This is a genomic window from Mesorhizobium sp. M0663 (assembly GCF_040320585.1).
Lineage (GTDB): Bacteria > Pseudomonadota > Alphaproteobacteria > Rhizobiales > Rhizobiaceae > Mesorhizobium.
Genome location: NZ_JAMYPX010000007.1, coordinates 218,795 through 241,199, shown reverse-complemented (window position 1 = coordinate 241,199; position 22,405 = coordinate 218,795). Strand labels below are relative to the sequence as shown.

The window sequence follows — 22,405 nt, the reverse complement described above, 5'->3', positions numbered from 1 at the left end:
ACCAGCTGACGCCCGATCGGGCGCTCACGTCGCAGCCGGCAGCACCGTTATGCGACATTTCTACTTTGCTGACATCGCGACATTCGAACTTGGTTGCAACACGCCTATAGCATCCGTTGGCGGCGAGATCAGGCCGGTCACTCTTAGACATTCGCAACAGCGCTGTGGGGCAACGGGCATGCTAGGGTTGGGAATCATGAACACACTCCCGCTACTTGCAAGTCTTGCCCTCACCCTCGCCTGCGCGCTCACTGGCGCGCGAGCGCAGGACTTTGATCGTGCGCCAGGCGAGAACGACCTGGCTTTCGCCAAACGTGTTGTTGGGTTCGCCGACAATGCTGATCCGCACACCACAGCCGTGAGCTGGAACGGCCTCCAGACACTCTTCGTCGATTACCAGACTACTGAGGAATATCCGGAACGCCCACTCGTCGCGCTACAACGGCTAGCTGACAACAGATATCGCGCAATCCAGGTCACGATCGGTGAACAAGAGGGCGACACACCGGTCATAGCGCTCGGCCTCGCCAACGCCGACCACGACCCGGCAAAGGAACTGATCGTGATACTTTCCTGGGCTCAGATGCACTACGATGTCGAAGGGACGCTCTACGAAGTTCGCATCTTCGATGGCCCCAAGCCAGGCCAGAAGGCGCTGACTCAATTGAAAGCGAGCCGGAAGTTCGATACCACATGCGACTGCCATTGGCGCGACGGCGCAACGAAGCACTTCCGCTTCAAGACGATCGCGGCGGTCAAGGCTGAACTGAAGCGCCTGGGCTATTAGCCGCCGGCGGACGATCGCGGCGGTCAAGGCTGAACTGAAGCGCCTGGGCTATTAGCCGCCGGCGAGGGCTCGCTTCCCGGATGTTGCCCTCGCCACCTCGCCGATGCTGACCCGCAATCGTCACCAGCGCCAGCACAGGCACAGGCTGGGTCGCTCGTCAGAACTCCATATCACCGAAGTCACCGCCATTATCGGAGCTGGAATCGCCTGCCTGATCGGCTTCGTCCGGCTGCGGCGTCGGCTGTTCAGCTGCCTTCGCTTCGCTGCCGCCAAGCACGCCGGCGATCGCGTTGCCGAGCAGCACGCCGCCCGCCACGCCCATCGCGGTCTGCGCGGCGTCGGCAAGAAAACCGCCGCCTGCCCGTTGTGGCGTGTCCTGCGGCCCTTCAGTTGCAACGGAGGCGGTGCGCCCTACCCGCGGAACCGAGCCTGAGCGCCTGCCGCCGCTGCGGCCGAAGAAGCCGCTGAGCGGTCCACCGCCGGCCGGCTGCCGCGCCTGCTCCTCCAGTTCTTCTATGCGCGCCTGAGCTGCGTTCAGGGCCTGCTCCTGCACCACGATCGTCTGGGCCATGTAATATGGCGCCCCAGGCTGCTGGGTGATCTGGTCCTGGATGAAGCGCTCTGCTTCGGCATCGCGCGGTGGCGCCTGGCGCTCGGCGCTTGCCAACTTCTCGAAGAGCTGTCCGATCGCTTGCTGATCGTTTCTGTCCAGGATGTCCAACTCCGGTCTTGGTTCAACGCCGGCTATTCGCGCTCGCCGGTGAAGTTCAACAGCAGTTGGAAGATGTTGATGAAGTTCAGATAGAGCGAGAATGCCCCGAAGACAGCGAGTTTCTGCTGTGATTCCGCGCCGAAGTTTTCCGCATACTGCTCCTTGATCGTCTGGGTATCCCAGGCGGTGAGGCCGATGAAGACGGCGATGCCGATCACAGAGATCGCGAATTGGAGCGCGGTCGAGCCCAGGAAGATATTGACGATGCTGGCGATCACCACGCCGATCAGGCCCATGATCAGGAACGACGAAAACTGCGTCAGGTCGCGTTTGGTCGTGTACCCGTAAAGGCTGGTCGCGCCGAACATGGTGGCGGCGATGAAGAAGGTGCGTGCGATGCTGGTGCCGGTAAAGACCAGGAACACGGAAGCCAGCGACAGGCCCATGACCGCGCAGAATGCCCAGAACATCGCCTGGGCGCCGCCTGCCGACATCGCCTGCATCCGAAACGAGAACAAGAGCACAAAGGCCAGCGGGGCCAGCATCACCACCCATTTCAGCGGTGTGGAGAAGATCGGCACGTAAAGAGCGGGCGTGGAAGCCACCACGAACGCGATCACGCCCGTAACGACGAGGCCAAGGCCCATATAGTTATAGACGCGCAGCATGTGCCGGCGCAGGCCTTCATCGTAGACGGCTCCGGCTCGGGCTCCGGCCCCGATATATCCGAGATTGTTCATGTGGTTCTCCTTCTTGCAGGTCGATCAGTAAAGCGTTTTGGCGAGGGCTTCGGCCGTGCGATCGAGACCGCCGACATCGCTGCGTCCGACGACCGCGTAGGCGACCTCGCCGATCTGGAAATAAGCCGAGGAAACTTCGCCCGAGGGAACGACGGTCGGCTTGACGACGTCGAATGTTCCGGGCCTGATCGCGAACAACGAGACCAGCCCCATCTCTTTCGTCTCGACAGCCATCTCGACGCTCGGTCCGAATTGCGATGGATAGATCTGCACGTCACGGACCGTCCAGTCCGCTGGCAGCGATGGCATCACGATCGCCGTCGCGGCGCGGATTTCGTCGGCATTGTAGCCGGGTGCTTCGGGTTGCGACGACATCGCCTCGCGCACGAGCGTCGTGCGGTGCGCCCGGACCGCGTCCTCCACATAGGCCGGCGGATGGGTCGAAGCGACGACTTCCGTCACCGATATCGGTCCGATGAGCCCGTTCGCAAGCCAGCCGGCAGCGACGAAGACAGCGACTGCCGCAACTCGCTGCAAAGCACCAAGGACGCGGCCGCGCGCCAATCCCCGCTCCAGCCGTCGTGCAGCATCGGCCGTCGCGGGCCGCGCCATGCCTTTCGATCCGGCAAGCGCCACGCGCAATTCGTCACGCATCCGTAAGTCGGACATCACCCGCGCGGCCGCGTCCGGGCGGGCCGAAAGGAACGCCTCGACCTCGATGCGACGAGCCACGTCCAGCTGATCGTCGACATAGGCGTCGAGATCGGCGCCGGTTACGGGATCGCGCAGTTGGTTCATGATCCACCTCCGACGATCTTCAGATGGCCTTTCGCGCGTGCCGGCACCGCGTCCTCCATCTCGCGCAGGGCCGCACGCGCCCTGCCGATGCGCGACATCAGCGTGCCAAGCGGCACGCCACTCACCTCAGCGGCCTGGCTGTAGCTAAGCCCCTCGATGGCGACGAGATGCAACGCCGAACGCTGCTCCTCCGGCAATTCGAAAAACGCTTCGCGCACCTGCGCCAGACGGACCGAATGTTCCTGCGGAGCCTGGACATTCGCCTCGGCGAGATAGCCGGCCTGTTCGATGCGCATTGCTTCGGATTTGCGGGACCGCAGACCGTCGATGAATGCATTATGGACGATCGACAGCAGCCATACGCGAAGATTTCCGCCGGAGCGGAAGCTGCCGCGTCGCTCATAGGCACGCACCAGCGCATCATGCAGCAGATCCTCTGCATCGGCGCTGTCGCGCGTCAGCGAGCGTGCATAGCGGCGCAGCGAACCGAGCTGTCCCAGAATATCGAAGCGTGGCATCGGCCGTTTCATGTCCTGTTTACGGAGCAGGTCGGGATGTTAATCCCGCTCTCCCCGAAATTTTCTTACGGCTCGCCGCGTTCTCGTCCTGGGAGATATCGGGCCCGCTCTCGCCCGCCAGATAGTATTGGCCGCCCTCGAGGCAAACCGGCGCCGAGTTGGCGCATATGAAACTGCTGGCAAAGTACGGCCGGTTTGCGTATCACTCCGCCGCCAACGGAACCTTATCGATGTTCGAAAATCTCCAGCCCGCGCCTGCCGACAAGATCCTGGCCTTGATCGGTCTCTATCGCGCCGACCCGCGTCCCGACAAGGTCGATCTTGGGGTCGGCGTTTATAGGGATCGCGACGGCAAGACGCCGGTGATGCGCGCGGTGCGCGAAGCCGAAAAGCGGCTGCTGCAGGGCCAGGATACCAAGACCTATCTCGGCCTTGCCGGCGATACTGCCTTCAACGCGGCGATGGCCAGGTTGGTGTTCGGCCCAGCCGCCGACATGACGCGCATTCGTGCGGCGCAGGCGCCAGGCGGCTCCGGCGCGCTGCGGCTGGTAGCAGAGCTGCTGAAAAGGACCCGCACCGACGCGATGGTCTGGCTATCGGATCCGACATGGCCGAACCACATGCCGGTGATGCGCGCCGCTGGCCTGCAGACACGCGAATATCCCTATTTCGACGCTGCTTCTGGTGCGGTTCGCTTCGACGACATGCTGAATGCATTGAGAACCGCGAATCCTGGCGACGTCGTATTGTTGCATGGCTGTTGCCATAACCCGACAGGCGCCAATCTAGACATCTCGCAATGGGCTGCCATTGCCGATCTTGTCGTTGAGCGCGGCCTGCTGCCCTTTGTCGACATCGCCTATCAGGGCTTTGGCGAGGGACTTGATGCGGATGCCGCCGGCTTGCGCCTTCTGGCGGCAAAAGTTCCGGAAATGGTCGTTGCCTCGAGCTGCTCGAAGAACTTTGCCGTCTATCGCGACCGAGTCGGTGCAGCGCTGATCATGGCGAAAGGTGGCGCGCAGGCGGATTTGGCGATGGGCCAGATGCTGTCGGCGGCGCGCGCCATGTATTCGATGCCGCCGGACCACGGCGCGGCGGCGGTGCGCATCGTGCTTGAAGACCCCGCATTGCGTGCCGACTGGGAAGCAGAGCTTGAAGAGATGCGGCTGCGCATGCTGCGGCTGCGCGTCCAGTTCGCCGAGGCGCTGCGGCGGCAGTCCAACTCCGACCGTTTCGATTTCGTCGCCAGCCATCGCGGCATGTTTTCCCGGCTTGGCCTGTCGGAAGCGCAAGTCGAGCGGCTGCGCGCCGAGCATGCCATCTACATGGTCGGCGACAGCCGCATCAACGTTGCCGGCCTGCCCGAGGACGGCATGGATGCGCTCGCCAAGGCGATAGTCTCCGTGCTCGACTGATACTTTTTGCTAGTTAGGATCTTTTCCGGAAACCGGCTTCCACTTTCGGATCATGGTCTGGCCGCCCATCTGTGGACAAGGCGCCCTCACCGGCTGAAGCCGTTGGCCGCACAGCCATGTACAGGATAGCGTTTCCCAGATGAAACCCTCGAAAGACATTTCCCGGCTGATCGAGATCATGGCAGCGCTGCGGGCGCCGGAAACCGGTTGCCCGTGGGATATCGAGCAGGACTTTTCGACAATCGCGCCATACACGATCGAGGAAGCCTACGAAGTGGCGGACGCCATTGCGCGCGGCGACCTCGACGATCTGCGGGATGAACTCGGCGATCTCCTGCTGCAAGTGGTCTACCACGCGCAAATGGCCGAGGAGGCCGGCGAATTTTCATTCGGCGATGTGGTCCAGGCCATCACCACAAAAATGATCCGCCGCCACCCCCATGTCTTCGGCGACAACAAGGCGCGCAGCGCCGGCATGGCCAAGGGCATGTGGGAAAAGATCAAGGCAGAGGAAAAGGCGGAGAAGCGCAGTGCGCGCCTCGCCCGTGGGCTCGACCCGGAAGACCATGGCAAGGGCTTTCTCGACAGTGTGCCGGTCGCCCTGCCCGCGCTGCCCCGGGCGCTCAAGCTGCAGGAAAAGGCCGCCCGCGTCGGCTTCGACTGGAGCGAGGCGGCGCCGATCCTCGACAAAATCGAGGAGGAGATCGGCGAACTACGCGAGGCGCTGGCCAAAGGCGACACTGCGCCGATCAAGGACGAGTTCGGCGACATGCTGTTTGCGGTCGTCAATCTCGGCCGGCACCTCAAAATTGATTCCGAAGCGGCACTCAGTGGCACCAACGAAAAATTCCGATCGCGCTTCCACTATGTCGAGCGGACGCTGCAAGCGTCGGGAAACAGCCTCGAAGAGGCGACGCTGGACGAGATGGAAGCGCTCTGGCAGCAGGCAAAAAGCGCGAAGTAAACGCCTCTACCCGTTGTTTTGACGGCGCAATCGGCTTTCGATCTCCTGCCGAGCGCTGTGTGTAGCCTTGAGCGCGACGGTCACGCTGCCATCCTCATTGTCGTCGCGCGAGACGATGTCGCCGTTGCGGTAAAGCCAGTCGACGACGCCGAGTTGGTCGGGCTTAAGTGTGACGGTGAACGTCTCCAGTTCGCCCGACATCATCGTCTCGATGATCGTCTTCAGCGCATCGATGCCCTCGCCGGTTACCGCCGATATGGCGATCGGCGGTGCCTTCTTGCCGTCAGCACCATCGGCAAGCAGCCGCGCCCGGTTGCCCTCGTCGAGCCGGTCGATCTTGTTCCATACTTCGATGACGCGCTTGCTATCGCGGGCGTCGACGCCGAGATCGGCAAGGATGCGCTCGACATCTTCGGCCTGCGCGGCCGTATCGGGATCGGAGATGTCGCGCAGATGAATGACGAGGTCTGCCTCGACCACTTCCTCCAGCGTCGCCCTGAAGGCCGCGACCAGATGCGTTGGCAGGTCGGAAATGAAGCCGACCGTATCGGAAAGGATGATCGGCGTGCCGTGCGGCAGGCGCACGCGGCGCAGCGTCGGGTCGAGCGTGGCAAACAGCATGTCTTCGGCCAGCACCCCTGCTCCGGTCATCCGGTTGAACAGAGTCGACTTGCCGGCATTGGTGTAGCCGACGATCGCCACCACCGGAAATGGCACCTTCTTGCGCTTGGCGCGGTGCAGGTCGCGGGTGCGGCGCACAGTTTCGAGCTCGTGCTTCAGCTTGGTGATCTTGTCCTGCAGCACACGCCGATCCGACTCGATCTGGGTCTCGCCAGGGCCGCCGAGAAAGCCGGCGCCGCCACGCTGGCGCTCGAGGTGGGTCCAGCTCCGCACAAGGCGGCCTTTCTGGTAGTTGAGATGGGCAAGATCGACCTGCAGCGTGCCTTCCTTGGTGCGGGCGCGCTCGCCGAAAATCTCCAGGATCAGCCCGGTGCGGTCGAGCACCTTGGCGTTCAACTCTTTTTCGAGGTTGCGCTGCTGTACCGGGGTCAGCGGATGATCGACAATGACCACTTCCGCGTGGCCCTCTTTGACGATCTCAGCGAACTCCGCCACCTTGCCGCTGCCGAGCAAGGTCGCCGGGCGTGGATCGTTGACGGTCACCACCGCCGTGTGGACCAGGTCGAGGTCGATTGCGCTGGCGAGGCCGACGGCCTCGTCGCGACGAGCCTCGGCGGAACGGCTCAGGCGGGGGCGGTTGGTGTCGTCGTCGCCACGAGGCTGCCGGGTAAGCACCGGCACGATAACCACCGCCCGGGTCGGGCCGTTGGCCTCTGTCCCGGTCTGATGTGCTGGTTTTCCGCGAACGCTGCGGTCCGCGTCTTTCTCACGTGCCAATCAGGCGCCCTGGCTTTCCTCACCATCGAACATCTGAACCGGCTGGCTCGGCATGATCGTGGAAATAGCGTGCTTGTAGACAAGCTGGGAATGGCCGTCGCGACGCAGCAGAACGCAGAAATTGTCGAACGAAGTGACCACGCCGGTCAGCTTCACGCCGTTGATGAGAAAGATGGTGAGTGGATTTTTGCTCTTGCGAACTGAATTCAGGAACAGGTCCTGAAGATTTTGCGATCGTTCCGCCATTGTTCTTGTCTTTCGCCGATCCCCTTCGGTTTGCAGGCCAATGCGCCAAATTAGCCGGCACATGTCAAGCACGCAAACACCATCTTGCCGTCAGTAACGACAAGCAGAACGAGATATATTGATGTTCATTCCATCTGTGCGGTTATCAGGCTGGACTTTTTTCCGCAACGTCAAAAAAGGCCTGCCGTAATGAAACTGTTATCGAGCCCGGGTGGCCGTTGGCGACGGGAGCGCCATCGATCGCCACCACCGGCATGGCAATCGTGGTCGCGGAGCTGATGAAAACCTCGCGCGCGGCCTTGGCTTCGGCCACCGAAAAACCGCGCTCCTCGATCTTCAGGCCGAGCTTGGCGGCCACGTCGAACAGCGTCGTACGGGTGATGCCGCGCAGGATGCCGTGCTCGGCCGGCCGCGTCACCAGCACGCCATCCCCGGTGATGATCCAGGCGTTCGACGATCCACCTTCCTTGACGGTGCCGTCGACATCGACGAACCAGGCCTCCTGAGCGCCGGCTTCCTTGGCTTTCTGCTTGGCCAGCACGTTCGGCAGCAGGCCGACCGACTTGATATCGACCCGATCCCACCGGTTCTCCGGCACCGTGATAACCCGGATCCCGCTCTCGGCCCGCTTCGCGGCAGCTGCAGGATCGGCTTTTTTGGCAGTCACCACCAGCGACGGCTTCGTGTCCGCCGGCGGGAAGAAAAACTCGCGGCTGGCGACGCCGCGTGTCACCTGGACATAGACCAGGCCGTCGACGACATGGTTGCGGCGCACCACCTCGCGCATGACGAGCGGCAGCACGCCGCGCGTGATCGGCCAATCGATCGAGAGTTCGGCAAGTGAGCGGTTCAATCGGGCGAGATGGCGCGGCATGTCGACGATGAAGCCTCGTGCCACCTCGCAGACCTCGTAGACGCCGTCGGCGAATTGATAGCCACGGTCCTCGATATGCACGGAAGCTTCGGCGTGAGCGACGTAGCGCCCGTTCACATACGCAATGCGCGGCATGGCTAATCCCTGAAAGAAGTCCAGCTTTCTTATGCGATTCCAAGACCGCCGTAACCGATAATTGGGTGGGCCACGACTGGTTTGGCTGTCAGACGCCCAGCGACTTCAGCTTGCGGTGCAATGCAGAGCGTTCCATGCCGATAAACTCTGCCGTCTTCGAGATATTGCCGCCAAAACGGTTGATCTGGGCGATCAGATAGTCCTTCTCGAATTGTTCGCGCGCTTCCCGCAGCGGCAGCGCCATTATGTGCTGATCGGATTTGTTTGGAGTGCGCGGCATGACGTCGCCGATCTCGGCAGGCAGGAGATCGGCGGTGATCGGCGCATCGACATCGTCGCCGCGCGCCAGGATCATCAGCCGCTCGACATTGTTGCGCAACTGGCGAACGTTGCCCGGCCAGTTATGCGCCTGCAGCACCGCCAGCGCGTCGTCGCCGATGCGGCGCGGCTTTATGCCGGCCTGGCGAGCGATCTGCTTCATGAAATTGTCGACCAGATAAGGAATGTCCTCGCGACGCTCGGCCAGTCCCGGCACCATGACCGGAACCACGGCCAGGCGATGATAAAGGTCCTCACGGAAACGGCCGTCGGCGATCATGGCTTCCAGGTTCTGCGAGGTCGACGAGACGATGCGCACGTCGACCTTGACCCGCTTGGTGCCCCCTACCCGCTCGAACTGCTGTTCGACCAACACGCGCAGGATCTTGTTTTGCGTCTCGCGCGGCATGTCGGCCACTTCATCGATGTAGAGAATGCCGCGATGGGCTTCCTCCAGCGCGCCGACCTTGCGTTCGACGCCGTTCGATTCGGTGCCGAACAGCTCGATCTCCATACGCTCTGGGGTGATGTTGGCGGCGCTCAGCGTCACAAACGGTGCACTCTTGCGCGCCGACAGTGCGTGGATGGCGCGCGCCGCCAGTTCCTTGCCCGAGCCGGAGGGGCCGATAATCATGACGCGGCTGTTGGTCGGCGCGACGCGCTCGATGGTCTGGCGCAATTGGCTCATTGCCGATGACATGCCGATGAGGTCGAAAGTCTCGCCGCTGCGCAGCTTGAGATCCGAAACCTCGCGTCTCAATTTGGAGGTTTCGAGCGCCCGTTCGGCAATGAGGATCAGCCTGTCGGCCTTGAATGGCTTTTCGATGAAATCATAGGCGCCGCGGCGAATGGCCGAGACTGCCGTTTCGATATTGCCATGGCCCGAGATCATCACCACCGGCAGGTTCGGGTGCATCGTCTTGATCTCGTCCAGCAAGGCCAGGCCATCGAGCCGCGAGCCCTGCAGCCAGATGTCGAGGAAGACCAGCCTGGGTGCCCGGTCGGCGACCGCCGCCAGCGCGCTGTCGGCATCAAACGCCGTGCGTGTTTCGTGACCTTCGTCGCTCAGGATACCGGCGACGAGTTCGCGGATGTCTTCCTCGTCATCGACGATGAGAATATCAGACGCCATTTCCGACCTTTTCAGTTTCTTTTTCGTGTTCCGTCTTGCCCTCGCCGCGTATCGGAACGGTGGCGGCAACCGGCAGGATGATGCTGATCATTGCACCCCGCCCATCGTGGAAGTCCGCTGGTGCATCGTGCAATTCGAGTCGCCCGCCATGGTCCTCCACGATCTTCTTGACGATAGCGAGGCCAAGCCCGGTGCCTTTCTCGCGTGTCGTCATGTAAGGCTCGAGCAAGCGCTGCCGGTTTTCGCGCGGCAAGCCCCTGCCGTTGTCGATGACGTCGATTCGAATCGCGCCATTCTGACGCCCGGCTTGAATCCGGATTATGCCGTGCGGACGATCCTCTGCATCAAGTCCGTCGATGGCTTCGGCAGCATTCTTGATGACGTTGCCGAACGCCTGCGCCATCAGCCGGCTGTCGAACGTGCCTTTGAGTGGCTCATTGCCGAAGACGCGCTCGAAGGTGATGTCGGCGCGGCTCACTTCGACCAGGAACGAGGCCTCGCGCAACGAATCGCGCAGATCGATGGCCTTCATTTCCGGTTTCGGCATGCGGGCGAACGCCGAGAACTCGTCGACCATGCGGCCGATGTCCTCCACTTGCCGGATGATGGTGTCGGTGCATTGATCGAAAACCTCACGGTCCTCGGTGATGACCTTGCCATAACGGCGCTTGATGCGCTCGGCCGAAAGCTGGATCGGCGTCAACGGGTTCTTGATCTCGTGGGCGATGCGCCGCGCCACGTCGGCCCATGCAGAGGAACGCTGTGCCTGGACCAGATCGGTAATGTCGTCGACTGTCACGACGTAGGATTTATCCTCCGAACCGTCGTCGCCGGCTTCAATCGTGATCTGCACGTTGAAGGTCCGTTCGGTGCCGGCACGATAGAAGGTGACCTGTTCGCGATAGACCGGCTTGCCCGATTTGCGGCCGATCTCGAAGACGCGGCCGACATGCGGCAGCACGGCGGAAAGGTTCTGCCCAAGCGCTGCCGTGGCGGATATGGCCAGCATCGTTTCGGCCGAACGGTTGACGATGGTGACGATGCCATATGGATCGACGCCGATGACCCCGGCGGTGACGCCGGCAAGCACCGCCTCCGAAAAGCGCCGCCGCTCGTCGATCAAATCCTTGGCCGACAGGATCTCGTTGCGCTGCGATTTCAGCTCCATCAGCATCTTGTTGAAGGTGTCGCCGAGCGAGGCGACGTCACCGTCGGAGGGGCGGACAGGCACGGCTACGTCGAGATTGCCGGTAGCGACCTCATCGGCCGCGCCGATGAGCTGACGAATCGGCCGCACCAGGCGGTCGGCCACCGCAATGCCGGTCCAGATGGCGGACAGGATGATGATCAGCGTCAGCGACAGATAGGGAAGCGCGAAAGCCACTTGCGAGGTGCGGCGATTGTCTTCGAGACCGCGATATTCGGCGGTGTTGGATTTGACGATCTGCCGCGCCTTGATCACCTCGGGATCGACGAGGCGGATGGTGTAGAGATAGAGGCCGTCGATCTCGCGCAGCTTGACGATGGCACCCATGATGTTGCGGGTGCGCGGTTCTATCAGCACCGGCTTGCCGTCGGCAGCGCTTGCCACGGCGCCCTCAGGCGGCTCCGGCATGGCAAAGTCCGCGTCGGTCTTGGCGCTCATAACGAAGGAACCATCGGGCTTGATGAGTGCTGCGTGCGCCAGCGAGCGTCCCACCGCCTCCTTGTTCATGAGGTCGAGAAAACCGGTACGATCGAGGCCGTAAAGCGTGCGCGAAGCGTCGAGGTCGTAAGCCATCGACAACGTCGTGCCCTGAAGATTTCGTGCGTTTTCCTGCACATAGGCGTCAGCGATCGACAACGACGAATTGACGATCGTTTTGGTGCGGATCTCGAACCAGCGGTCGAGGCCGATGTCGAGCGTGATCGACGCGATGATCGCCACCATGATCGCGGGGATGGCGGCGACCAGCGCAAACATCGCCACTATGCGCACATGCAGGCGCGACGCAGCCTTGCCATGCCGTCGTGCCATCAGGATGCGATGCACCTCGCGGCCGACCAGCAAGATCAGAAACAGGACGAACGCCGCATTAAGCGCAATCAGCGCCAGCGTCGTCCTCGCGTCGGGCGTGATCGGCGTCGCGCCGACCAGAATGGCGAAGGAGATCGCCGCCGTCACCAGCGCACCGGCAACGGCGATCACGCCCGGCAGCGCAAGCAGCCGGCGACCGTCTCGCGCGCCCGTATTGCTGAAAAGCGATTTGCTCAGTGTCGGTGCGTGCAGGGCCATGTCGCCGTCTAGAGCCAGTGATTGCGTCGGATGTATGCAACGCATTGTGGCGATTATGCAACAAGTGTGGCCGAGACGGAAATCTTTCGGCAATCGATCCCCTGGAAAGCGCTCGTAAAGGGATTCGTCTAGACCTGCCTGGACGATTTGTAGACGTTGACGCCGAGTTCGCGAATCTTTTTGCGCAGCGTGTTGCGGTTGAGCCCCAGCAATTCCGCAGCCTTGATCTGGTTACCGCGCGTTGCGGTCATCGAGGCGAGGACCAGCGGGTATTCGACCTCGGAGAGGATTCGCTGATAGAGCCCGGCCGGGGGCAAGTCGCCGGCAAACGAGGCAAAATAGCGTTGCAGGAAATGCTCCACCGCCTGGCCGATGGAAAGGTCATCGGGAATGAGGTTGCCGCCACCTGGAACGACAGGCCTTTCGCCGGTCTTCAACTCCGCCTCGATGATCTCGGCAGAAATCTCGTCCTGCGAATACAGTGCAGCCAGCCTGCGGATGAGGTTTTCGAGTTCGCGCACGTTGCCCGGCCATGGGTAGCGCTTCATCAGCTCGATGCCGCCGGTGGAAATGCGCTTGGTCTGCAGGCCTTCACTGGCGCCGAGCTTGAAGAAGTGCCGGACGAGGTCCGGAATGTCCTCCGATCGCTCGCGCAGCGCCGGCAGCCTGAGCGGCACAACGTTCAAGCGGTAGAACAGGTCCTCGCGGAAAAGCCCCTGATTGATCAGCGTGCGCAGGTCCTTGTTGGTGGCAGCGACGATGCGCACGTCAGTCTTGATCGGCGTGCGGCCGCCGACCGTGGTGTATTCGCCCTGCTGCAGCACACGCAGCAGCCGCGTCTGCGCTTCCATCGGCATGTCGCCGATCTCGTCGAGGAACAGCGTGCCGCCTTCGGCCTGCTCGAAACGGCCAGTGGAGCGGTTCTGTGCGCCGGTAAAGGCGCCCTTCTCGTGCCCGAATAGTTCCGATTCGATCAGGTCGCGTGGGATCGCCGCCATGTTGATGGCGACGAAGGGGCCACCACGACGACGGCCATATTCATGCAGCGCGCGCGCCACCAGTTCCTTGCCGGTACCCGATTCGCCCGAGATCATCACCGTCAGGTCGGTCTGCATCATGCGCGCCAGCATGCGGTAGATGTCCTGCATGGCCGCCGAGCGGCCGACCAGCGGCATGGTTTCAGGCGGCTCGTCGGCACGCGTATCGATCTTGGGCCGCCGCGGCTCGGAAAGCGCGCGGTTGACGATGTTGAGCAGCTCCGTCAGGTCGAACGGTTTCGGCAGATATTCATAGGCTCCGGTTTCGGAGGCCCGGATCGCAGTCATGAACGTGTTCTGCGCACTCATGACGATGACCGGCAGTTCCGGTCGCGCCTTCTTGATGCGCGGCAGCATGTCGAAGGCGTTCTCGTCAGGCATGACAACGTCGGTGATAACCAGATCGCCCTCGCCCGCCGCAACCCAGCGCCACAGCGTCGAAGCATTGGAGGTGACACGCACGTCGTGGCCGACGCGCGAAAGCGCCTGGTTGAGGACTGTGCGGATGGCCGCATCGTCGTCAGCGACGAGAATATTGCCGCGAACGGTCATTTGCGGTCTCCTTCACCGTCGTCGTCGGTGCCAAACTGAGTTTCTTTCCACGCCGGCATCAGAATACGGAAGGTGGTGCCGCGCGGCGTCGATTCGCATTCAATGATGCCGCCATGCTCGCCGACGATCTTTGCGACCAGCGCCAGACCGAGACCGGAGCCGTTCGGCTTGGTGGTGATGAAAGGATCGAACAGGATCGGCAGGATATCCTCGGAGACACCCGAACCGTTGTCGCGCACGCAGAATTCCAATGGCAGCGACACGCGGTCCTGCGTTCCGGGCACGGAAACACGGATGCCCGGGCGGAAGGCGGTCGACAGCATGATCTCGCCCTGCGGATCGCTGCCGATCGCCTCGGCGGCATTTTTTACCAGATTGAGGAACACTTGGATGAGCTGGTCGCGATTGGCAAAGACCGGAGGCAATGATGGATCATAATCCTCTAATATCTTGATCCTCTTGGCAAAACCGTTCTTGGCGATTGCTTTGACATGGTCGAGCACGACATGGATGTTGACGGGGTAGCGGTCGATCGGCCGCTCGTCCGAAAACACCTCCATGCGGTCGACCAGCGAGACAATGCGGTCGGTCTCGTCGGTGATCAGCCTGGTCAGTGCGCGATCCTCGTCGGACGCCGACAGTTCAAGCAGCTGCGCGGCACCACGAATGCCGGACAGCGGGTTCTTGATCTCATGGGCAAGCATCGCGGCAAGGCCGGTGACCGAGCGCGCCGCACCGCGATGCGTCATCTGCCGGTCGATCTTGTCGGCCATTGAGCGTTCCTGGAACATTACCACGACGGAGCCTGGAAATTCCGTCACAGGCGCGACGTAGAGATCGACCACCTTCTCGATGCCGAGCCGCGGCGACGACACGTCCACCCGGTATTCGTTGACTGGCGCCCGGCGCTCGCGCACCTGGTCGACAAGCGTCAGCAGCGGGCTGCCGAAAGGAATGAGCTTGTGCAGCGTGTTGCGCGCGAGCATCGTGGCGCTCGAACGGAAAAAATCCTCGGCATCGGCATTGGCGAAGGTGATGAAGCCTTGCGGATCGACCATGATCACCGGCCGACGAATGGTGTTGAGCACAATATGCGCGGCGTCCGCCATATCCGTGCTCTGTGTGACGGTGGCGTTCATGCCGCACTCCGCAGGTTCGCCGCTTCGGGAGCGGTTGAAAACATGTCGCGCAGCAACGCAATGACGCGCCCAGGCTCGAAAGACGTGAGTATGGCCTTGCGCCGGTCGTCGCTTGTGGCGGCGTGGCGGTCGAGATACCAGCCGAGATGCTTGCGCGCCTGGCGCAATCCGCTTTCCACGCCATAGAGCGTCAGCATGTCTTCGTAATGGGCAATGACGTAATCGGTCAGCGCTTGCGGGCTTTCCGGCATGCCGGATACTGGCTCGGCCAGCGCGGCCGCTACAATGCTGCCGGCGGTCCACGGCGCGCCATAGTGCGCACGGCCGATCATCACCGCGTCGGCGCCGGATTGGTCAAGGATCGACGCAGCCTCTGCCGGCGAGCCGACATCGCCATTGGCAACCACAGGGATCGAGACGGCCTGCTTGACGCGTGCGATGGCACGCCAGTCGGCCGTGCCCTGATAGAACTGGCAACGTGTGCGGCCATGCACCGTCACCATCATCACCCCGGCCTGCTCGGCGCGTCGCGCCAGCATCGGCGCGTTGAGCGCGCCTTCGTCCCAGCCGAGCCGCATTTTGACCGTGACCGGCACGTCGACCGCGGCGACTACCGCTTCGATCAGCGACAGCGCGTGGTCGAGGTCTCGCATCAGTGCCGAACCGGCATAGCCGCCCGTCACCTTTTTGGCCGGACAGCCCATGTTGATGTCGATGATGTCGGCGCCTTCGCCGACCGCGATTCGCGCGCCCTCGGCCATGTGCATCGCCTCGCGGCCGGCAAGCTGGACCATGTGGACAGGCAGCCCGGAATGACGGATGCGCAGGCCCGAGCCAGCCCTGCCCTTTGCAAGCTCACCGCTCGCCACCATTTCCGACACGACCAGCCCGGCGCCATGGGCATGGGCGCGCTGCCGGAACGGCTCGTCGGTGATGCCCGACATCGGCGCGAGAAACACGCGGTTGCGGATTCTCACGCCACCCACATCCAGCGGCGAAGCCAATTTGGTCACATCAGGCATGCACAAAAACCAAGCACCTTCGGTTGCTGCACATTCTCTAGCCAGAACGACGGCAATGTGCAACGCGCAATGTCGTGACATTAAGGCGCATTTGGGAAAAAAAGGATCGCCGGATAGCATCAATCCTAGGTCTTCCGAAAGCGATACCACTTTTCGGGATCATGCGCTAAGCGTCTCGGCATGAGAGATGTGAGCGAAAAGCAAGCTGCGGACGACAAGGTCGCGGTGGTCATCGTTGCCGCCGGCCGCGGCGCGCGCGCCGGACAGGCCAATGGGCCGAAGCAGTACCAGCAGATTGGCGGCGGCGCCGTTATCGCACGCACGCTCGACGCCTTTCTGACGCATCCGAAGATTGGACCTGTCGTCGTTGCTATCCATGCCGACGACGGCGCGCTTTTTCGCCGTGCGGCGGGTGCGAACGCCGACCGTGTCGTCGCGGTGACCGGCGGTACGTCACGGCAGGAGTCCGTCCGGCTTGGACTGCTGGCGTTAAGAAGCCATGCGCCGGGCCGGGTGCTGATCCATGATGCGGCTCGGCCGTTTGTCGACGCGGAACTGATAGACCGCACGATCGCCGCCATTGGCGAGCGCCAGGGAGCACTGCCTGCCTTGCCCGTTGCCGATACGCTCAAGCGCGAAACGGCCGAAGGCATGATCGGCGAAACCGTGTCCAGGGCCGGGCTTCATGCCGCACAGACACCGCAAGGCTTTCCGTTCTGGCCGATCCTGGCTGCGCACGAAAAGGCTCATCATCTGGGCAAAGCGGATTTCACGGACGATGCGGCAATCGCCGAATGGGCGCATATTCCGGTGAAGATCGTTCCCGGCTCGCCGGACAATGTCAAACTGACCTGGGCAAGGGATATTGCGATGGCGGATCAGCGGCTTTCCGGGGGGGCACGTTTTCCGGACATCCGAACCGGCAATGGCTATGACGTCCATGCCTTCGAGCCCGGCGACCATGTCACCCTGTGCGGTGTAGCTATTCCGCACGGCAAGAAATTGTCCGGCCATTCGGATGCCGATGTCGGTCTCCACGCCTTGACCGACGCCCTGCTGGCCACCTGCGGCGCCGGTGACATCGGCACGCATTTCCCGCCCTCCGACCCGCAGTGGAAAGGGGCCGCTTCACGCATCTTCGTCGAACACGCGGTGAAGCTGGTGCGCGAGGGCGGCGGGCGCATTGCCAACGCCGACATCACCCTGATCTGCGAGGCGCCGCGCGTCGGCCCACATCGCGAGGCCATGACCGAAGCGCTTTCGGCAATGCTGCGAATTTCGCGCGATCGCATCTCGATCAAGGCGACAACCAATGAGAAGCTCGGCTTCGTCGGCCGTGAGGAAGGCATAGCGGCCATCGCGACTGCCAGCGTTGTGTTTCCAGGGGATGTCCCTGAATGAGCAATAGCGGTCTCGCAGATGTCCTGCTTAAGGCCTGCCAGCAGCGCGGCATGATGCTGGCGACGGCGGAGAGCTGCACCGGCGGCATGATCATCGCCGCGCTGACCGACATCGCCGGCTCTTCCGCGGTGGTCGATCGCGGCTTCATCACCTATTCCAACCGGGCCAAGACCGAGATGCTCGGCGTCTCGGCCGCTACGCTCGAGGCGCACGGCGCGGTCTCGCGCGAGACTGCGGTGGAGATGGCGGCCGGAGCCTTGACGCATTCGCCGGCCGGGCTCGCCCTGGCGGTGACCGGCATCGCCGGTCCGGACGGCGGCTCTGCGGAAAAACCTGTCGGCCTGGTCTGGTTCGGCGTTGCCGTGGCTGGCCGGCCGGTAGTCAGCGAATGCCAGCTGTTCGCCGACAAGGGCCGTGATTTCATCCGCCGGGAGACGGTCCGACATGCGCTTGAACTGGGTCTACGCGCGCTCGCCGCGGATCAGGCTGCCGATGGCGCGCCGTAGATGATTTCGGCACGTTTCTCGAACGCCTCGGAGAACATGCGGAAGGCGCGGTCGAACATGGTTCCCATGAGCGCACCCAGAATGCGGCTCTTGAACTCATAGTCGATAAAGAAACAGACGTTGCAACCGCCGCCGTCCGCCGGGTCGAAGCGCCAGACATTGCTGAGATATTTGAACGGGCCGTCGATGTATTTGACGTCGATGGCGTTCTCGTCAGGCTTCAGCAGCACCTGCGTGGTGAAAGTCTCGCGGATCGCCTTGTAGCCGATGCTCATGTCCGCGATGAGCAGGGTGCGTCCGTTGCGTTCCTTGCGCGAACGAACCGTAAGTGCCTCGCAAAGCGGCAGGAATTGCGGATAGGATTCGATATCGGCAACCAGAGCGAACATCTGTTCCGGCGTATGCGCAACGCGGCTATGGGCTTCGAATTGTGGCATGAAACCAGTGTGTTAGGCGGACTTCCTGAGAAACGCTTCGCGCGCCGCGCGCAACCTAGCAAAGTCGTCCCCGGCATGGTGCGACGAGCGCGTCAGCGGGCTCGACGCTACCAGCAGGAAGCCCTTGGTCCTGCCGATCGTCTCAAAGGACTTGAATTCCTCCGGCGTGACGAAGCGGATCACCGGATGGTGCTTCTTCGACGGCTGCAGATATTGGCCGATGGTCATGAAGTCGACATTGGCCGAACGCAAATCGTCCATCAGCTGCAGGATTTCGTTCCGCTCCTCGCCAAGGCCGACCATGATACCGGACTTGGTGAAGATCGAGGGATCGAGTTCCTTGACCCGCTGCAAGAGCCTGATCGAGTGGAAATAGCGCGCACCCGGCCGAACAGTCAGATAGTTCGACGGAACGGTCTCGAGATTATGGTTGAAAACGTCCGGCTTGGCCGCCACGACGATCTCCAGTGCACCGTCCTTGCGCAGGAAATCGGGCGTCAGGATTTCGATTGTCGTCGACGGGGTTGCTGCCCTGATCGCACGGATGACATCGGCAAAATGCTGGGCCCCGCCATCGGCGAGATCGTCGCGATCGACGGAGGTGATGACGACATGGCTCAAGCCCATTTGCTTGACCGCATGCGCGACACGCGCCGGCTCGTCGGGATCGAGTGCGGTCGGGATGCCGGTGGCGACATTGCAAAAGGCGCAGGCCCGCGTGCAGATGTCGCCCATGATCATGAAGGTGGCGTGCTTCTTCTCCCAGCACTCGCCGATATTGGGGCAGCCCGCCTCTTCGCAAACCGTCACCAGTTTGTGAGACTTCACGATTTCGCGCGTCTCGGCATAGCCTTTCGACATCGGCGCCTTGACGCGGATCCAGTCAGGCTTGCGCAGTACGTCCTGATCCGGCTTGTGCGCCTTTTCGGGATGCCGCAGGCGCGGCGCATTGGCAATCGTGTCGAGGACGGTGACCATGTGAAACCCGGCTCATTGGCAAGCGCTTGTCCAGCGCTCGCTCTACCCACGTCATCTAGGACTTTTCGGCGAAAAGAAAAAGGCCGCGATCACGCATGCCGCGGTGGCCTTTTTCGCATAGCAAGTGCCGACAGAGGTTAGCGGCGTACCAGTCGTCCGACCGCAATCAGAATGCAGGCACCGATGAAGCCGGTGATCAGATAGGCGATCCAGCCGACGCCGAAGATGCCGATGTTCAGGGCCTGCAAGATGGCATTCAACACGATTGCGCCGACAATGCCGAGAACGATGTTCATGAGGATGCCGGTATTGCTCTTCATGACCATCTCGGCGAGCCATCCCGCCAGGCCGCCGATGATGATGGCTGCAACCCAGCCCACGCCGTTCATTTCCATATGCCCTCTCCTTGTATGATGGATGATGCCTGCGAAACGAATTGCTCTGCCGTCGAGTTCCTTTGTGTCTTCCGTGTGAGACTCGCCCAACTAATTTATCATGCATTCAGTGCGCGGCCATAGGCGTCGAGTACACTCTCCTTCATCATCTCCGACAGCGTCGGGTGCGGGAAGATCGTGTGCATCAGCTCTTCCTCGGTGGTCTCCAGATTCATCGCCACGACGAAGCCCTGGATCAGTTCGGTTACTTCTGCGCCGACCATGTGGGCACCCAGCAACTGGCCGGTCTTCTTGTCGAAAATGGTCTTGACGAAGCCTTGGTCCTCGCCGAGCGCAATCGCCTTGCCGTTTGCGGCGAACTGGAAGCGGCCGACGCGGATGTCCTTGCCATCGGCGTTCGCTTTGGCTTCCGTCAGTCCGACCGAGGCGACTTGCGGATTGCAATAGGTGCAGCCCGGGATCTTCAGCTTGTCAATGGCATGCACGCCGGGGAAATTGGCGATCTTTTCCACGCACACCACGCCCTCATGCTCGGCCTTGTGGGCGAGCATCGGCGGTCCGGCGACATCGCCGATGGCATAGATGCCGGGCACGTTGGTCTTGCCGTAGCCGTCGACGACGACGCAGCCGCGTTCGGTCTTCACGCCGAGCGCCTCGAGGCCGAGATTCTCGATGTTGCCCTGTACGCCGACGGCCGAGATCATGCGGTCGGCGGTGATCTTCTCGACCTTGCCGTCCTTCATCTCGACATGCGCGGTGACCGAGTTAGTGCCCTTCTCGACCTTGGTCACCTTGGCTTCTAAGATGATCTTCATGCCCTGCTTCTCGAACTGCTTCTGCGCGAATTTCGAGACCTCGGCGTCCTCGACCGGCATCACAGCCGGCAGCAGTTCGACCACCGTCACCTCGGCGCCCATGGTGCGGTAGAACGAGGCGAACTCGATGCCGATGGCGCCCGAGCCCATCACCAGCAGCGATTTCGGCATCTCTTTCGGCACCATCGCCTCGAAATAGGTCCAGATCAACTTGCCGTCAGGCTCGATGCCGGGCAGCGCGCGCGGCCTGGCGCCGGTCGCCAGGATGATGTGCTTGGCGCTATAGGTGCCCTCGCCCTTGACGCCCTTGGGCGCCGGCGGCTGCGGCTCCATCGGCTTCTTCGACGATTTCGACACGACGATCTCGCCAGGTTTGGTCAGCTTGGCTTCGCCCCAGATGACGTCGACCTTGTTCTTCTTCATCAGGAAGCCGACGCCGCCGTTGAGCCGCAGCGAGACCTTTCGCGAGCGATCGACGACGGCGGCTGTGTCGACGCCGACCTTGCCATCGATCTTCAGGCCGTAGTCCTTCAGATGATCCGAATAGTGCATGATCTCGGCGGAGCGCAGCAGCGCTTTGGTCGGAATGCAGCCCCAGTTGAGGCAGATGCCGCCCAAGTGCTCGCGCTCGACGATCGCCGTCTTGAAGCCAAGCTGGGCCGAACGCACTGCAGTGACATAGCCGCCGGGGCCGGAGCCGATGATGATGACGTCGTAGTTCTCAGCCACGGCTTTCTCCTTCACAATTCCAACATGAGGCGCACGAGCGGCGCCAGCGCTTGCCCGACGTTCCGCGTGTTTTCCGCGTCCAGGTGGACGCCGTCGAGCGGCGTGGTTTTGGCCACCGTGCCGGCATCGAAGAAGCCGCAGCCGGCCTCGTCGGCAAGGGCGGAATATTGCGGCGCCAGCCGCTTTGACGCGTCATCGCCGCCGGCGAACATTTCCTTGAACTCGGCGTTTTCCGTGCGGCTGACTACGGGCGGCGCGACGATCAGGATCTGCGGCGCCGGCCAATCGAACGGGTAATCATGACCGCGCACGATATCGATCAGGCGTTGCATACCTTGTTTGGCCGCGACCGGATTACCGTGAATCCACGGCTTCATATCGTTGGCGCCGAGCATGATGACGATCAAGTCGATCGGCGCATGCGTCGTCAGGATTGTTGGCAACAGCCTTGCGCCATTGCGGTCCGCTCCGGCCAAGTGATCGTCAAAGGCGGTGGTTCGGCCATTCAGGCCTTCGGCGATGACCTCGACGCCGCTGCCCAATGCCGCCTGCAGCACGCTCGGCCAGCGATCTTCCAGCGGATGCCGGCCGAGGTTTGCCGCGTCATAGCCCCAGGTAAGCGAATCGCCGTAGCAGAGGACCGTCTTCATGTGCCTGCCCCGCCGAAACCTGGTTGCGAGCGCGCCAATCGCCAGCGCACGAAAAGCCACTGGACCAGCACCGTAGCGATGCCTGGCAGGACGAGACCGGCGACGATAGGAAGATCGCCCGACCACTCGCGCTTGCCCGGCGGCTGGGAGAAAGTCCAGCCGATCAGGGAAACTCCAACGAGCACAAAAGATGCTACCCCTATGGTCGCGGTCAGTTTTGTTGCCCGTCGTGGGTCCGACATGAATTGTGCGATGAAGAATGCGAGCGTCGCGAAGATGGTGACGAGAGCCGAGATCATGAATACAAGGATGTACTCCACGTCGGCCTTGGTGGCGACGGCGAGCCACTGCACCACCAATCCGCCGGCCAAACCGGAAAGAAAGAAGGCAAAAAGGCTGGTGAAGAATTTCCGCACCGCCCTGTTTCCCTTC

The 22,405-nt window shown here is 62.3% G+C and carries 23 protein-coding genes; 5 read left to right on the top strand and 18 right to left on the bottom strand.

Annotated elements, in window-relative coordinates; translation table 11 throughout:
* A partial coding sequence (locus tag NKI54_RS16450; protein ID WP_352691962.1) for a hypothetical protein occupies positions 1–787 on the top strand: 787 nt, incomplete at its 5' end.
* Between the two features lie 157 nt (positions 788–944).
* Here the strand turns inward: NKI54_RS16450 and NKI54_RS16445 are convergent.
* From NKI54_RS16445 to NKI54_RS16430, 4 genes are read right to left on the bottom strand one after another with little or no spacing between them, the layout of a single operon-like run.
* Positions 945–1,508 (bottom strand): DUF2076 domain-containing protein, encoded by a 564-nt coding sequence (locus NKI54_RS16445; protein WP_245274627.1) that lies wholly within the window; start codon positions 1,506–1,508, stop codon positions 945–947.
* 23 nt (positions 1,509–1,531) lie between these two features.
* Positions 1,532–2,239 (bottom strand): Bax inhibitor-1/YccA family protein, encoded by a 708-nt coding sequence (locus tag NKI54_RS16440; protein WP_023675065.1) that lies wholly within the window; start codon positions 2,237–2,239, stop codon positions 1,532–1,534.
* 24 nt (positions 2,240–2,263) lie between these two features.
* Complete coding sequence (locus tag NKI54_RS16435) at positions 2,264–3,037, bottom strand: anti-sigma factor family protein (RefSeq protein ID WP_023675066.1); 774 nt, start codon at positions 3,035–3,037, stop codon at positions 2,264–2,266.
* Positions 3,034–3,567: a sigma-70 family RNA polymerase sigma factor gene (locus NKI54_RS16430; RefSeq protein ID WP_023675067.1), complete on the bottom strand. Its 534-nt coding sequence runs from the start codon at positions 3,565–3,567 to the stop codon at positions 3,034–3,036. The genes NKI54_RS16435 and NKI54_RS16430 overlap by 4 nt, the downstream gene beginning before the upstream one ends.
* 218 nt (positions 3,568–3,785) lie before the next feature.
* Here NKI54_RS16430 and NKI54_RS16425 point away from each other — a divergent pair, with 218 nt between their 5' ends.
* Together NKI54_RS16425 and mazG are read left to right on the top strand one after the other, a co-directional pair.
* Entirely contained in the window at positions 3,786–4,970 is a 1,185-nt protein-coding gene (locus NKI54_RS16425) for an amino acid aminotransferase (protein WP_023675068.1), read from the top strand.
* Positions 4,971–5,109: 139 nt separating this feature from the next.
* Positions 5,110–5,934 (top strand): nucleoside triphosphate pyrophosphohydrolase, encoded by an 825-nt coding sequence (mazG, locus tag NKI54_RS16420; RefSeq protein WP_023675069.1) that lies wholly within the window; start codon positions 5,110–5,112, stop codon positions 5,932–5,934.
* Between the two features lie 6 nt (positions 5,935–5,940).
* Here the strand turns inward: mazG and hflX are convergent, their stop codons facing one another.
* From hflX to dusB, 8 genes are all read right to left on the bottom strand, one after another.
* On the bottom strand, positions 5,941–7,332 hold the full coding sequence (gene hflX / locus NKI54_RS16415) for a GTPase HflX (protein WP_023675070.1): 1,392 nt from the start codon (positions 7,330–7,332) through the stop codon (positions 5,941–5,943).
* Positions 7,333–7,578, bottom strand: coding sequence for an RNA chaperone Hfq (gene hfq, locus NKI54_RS16410; RefSeq protein ID WP_006202172.1), 246 nt, complete (start codon positions 7,576–7,578; stop codon positions 7,333–7,335).
* A 145-nt stretch (positions 7,579–7,723) separates the two neighbouring features.
* A complete protein-coding gene (locus NKI54_RS16405) occupies positions 7,724–8,587 on the bottom strand; it encodes a D-amino-acid transaminase (protein WP_023675071.1) in 864 nt (287 codons plus the stop codon).
* A gap of 88 nt (positions 8,588–8,675) precedes the next feature.
* Positions 8,676–10,037 (bottom strand): nitrogen assimilation response regulator NtrX, encoded by a 1,362-nt coding sequence (gene ntrX / locus NKI54_RS16400; protein WP_023675072.1) that lies wholly within the window; start codon positions 10,035–10,037, stop codon positions 8,676–8,678.
* Positions 10,027–12,312: a sensor histidine kinase NtrY-like gene (locus NKI54_RS16395; RefSeq protein ID WP_023675073.1), complete on the bottom strand. Its 2,286-nt coding sequence runs from the start codon at positions 12,310–12,312 to the stop codon at positions 10,027–10,029. Before NKI54_RS16395 ends, ntrX begins: the two co-directional genes overlap by 11 nt.
* Before the next feature lie 128 nt (positions 12,313–12,440).
* Positions 12,441–13,901 carry a nitrogen regulation protein NR(I) gene (ntrC, locus tag NKI54_RS16390; RefSeq protein ID WP_023675074.1) on the bottom strand — a complete coding sequence of 487 codons (1,461 nt, stop codon included), beginning with the start codon at positions 13,899–13,901 and terminating at the stop codon, positions 12,441–12,443.
* On the bottom strand, positions 13,898–15,040 hold the full coding sequence (locus tag NKI54_RS16385) for a two-component system sensor histidine kinase NtrB (protein ID WP_023675075.1): 1,143 nt from the start codon (positions 15,038–15,040) through the stop codon (positions 13,898–13,900). Before NKI54_RS16385 ends, ntrC begins: the two co-directional genes overlap by 4 nt.
* Positions 15,037–16,062 (bottom strand): tRNA dihydrouridine synthase DusB, encoded by a 1,026-nt coding sequence (gene dusB / locus NKI54_RS16380; RefSeq protein WP_352636700.1) that lies wholly within the window; start codon positions 16,060–16,062, stop codon positions 15,037–15,039. Before dusB ends, NKI54_RS16385 begins: the two co-directional genes overlap by 4 nt.
* 180 nt (positions 16,063–16,242) lie before the next feature.
* Between dusB and NKI54_RS16375 the strand changes: the two genes are divergently transcribed.
* The gene (locus NKI54_RS16375) at positions 16,243–17,463 is read left to right on the top strand and encodes a bifunctional 2-C-methyl-D-erythritol 4-phosphate cytidylyltransferase/2-C-methyl-D-erythritol 2,4-cyclodiphosphate synthase (RefSeq protein ID WP_352636699.1); all 1,221 of its coding nucleotides are present in this window, start codon (positions 16,243–16,245) and stop codon (positions 17,461–17,463) included.
* Positions 17,460–17,969: a CinA family protein gene (locus tag NKI54_RS16370; protein ID WP_352593871.1), complete on the top strand. Its 510-nt coding sequence runs from the start codon at positions 17,460–17,462 to the stop codon at positions 17,967–17,969. Before NKI54_RS16375 ends, NKI54_RS16370 begins: the two co-directional genes overlap by 4 nt.
* On the opposite strand, the gene NKI54_RS16365 is transcribed toward NKI54_RS16370, so the two are convergent.
* From NKI54_RS16365 to NKI54_RS16340, 6 genes are all read right to left on the bottom strand, one after another.
* Positions 17,945–18,406, bottom strand: coding sequence for a type II toxin-antitoxin system RatA family toxin (locus NKI54_RS16365; RefSeq protein WP_023675079.1), 462 nt, complete (start codon positions 18,404–18,406; stop codon positions 17,945–17,947). The genes NKI54_RS16370 and NKI54_RS16365 overlap by 25 nt on opposite strands.
* 12 nt (positions 18,407–18,418) lie before the next feature.
* The gene (gene lipA, locus NKI54_RS16360; protein WP_023675080.1) at positions 18,419–19,384 is read right to left on the bottom strand and encodes a lipoyl synthase; all 966 of its coding nucleotides are present in this window, start codon (positions 19,382–19,384) and stop codon (positions 18,419–18,421) included.
* A gap of 137 nt (positions 19,385–19,521) precedes the next feature.
* Positions 19,522–19,779, bottom strand: a complete 258-nt coding sequence (locus NKI54_RS16355) for a GlsB/YeaQ/YmgE family stress response membrane protein (protein ID WP_023675081.1) — start codon at positions 19,777–19,779, stop codon at positions 19,522–19,524.
* 98 nt (positions 19,780–19,877) lie between these two features.
* A complete protein-coding gene (gene lpdA / locus NKI54_RS16350; protein WP_023675082.1) occupies positions 19,878–21,323 on the bottom strand; it encodes a dihydrolipoyl dehydrogenase in 1,446 nt (481 codons plus the stop codon).
* Between the two features lie 11 nt (positions 21,324–21,334).
* Entirely contained in the window at positions 21,335–21,973 is a 639-nt protein-coding gene (locus NKI54_RS16345) for an SGNH/GDSL hydrolase family protein (protein ID WP_023675083.1), read from the bottom strand.
* The gene (locus NKI54_RS16340) at positions 21,970–22,389 is read right to left on the bottom strand and encodes a hypothetical protein (RefSeq protein WP_023675084.1); all 420 of its coding nucleotides are present in this window, start codon (positions 22,387–22,389) and stop codon (positions 21,970–21,972) included. Before NKI54_RS16340 ends, NKI54_RS16345 begins: the two co-directional genes overlap by 4 nt.
* Positions 22,390–22,405 lie beyond the last annotated feature (16 nt).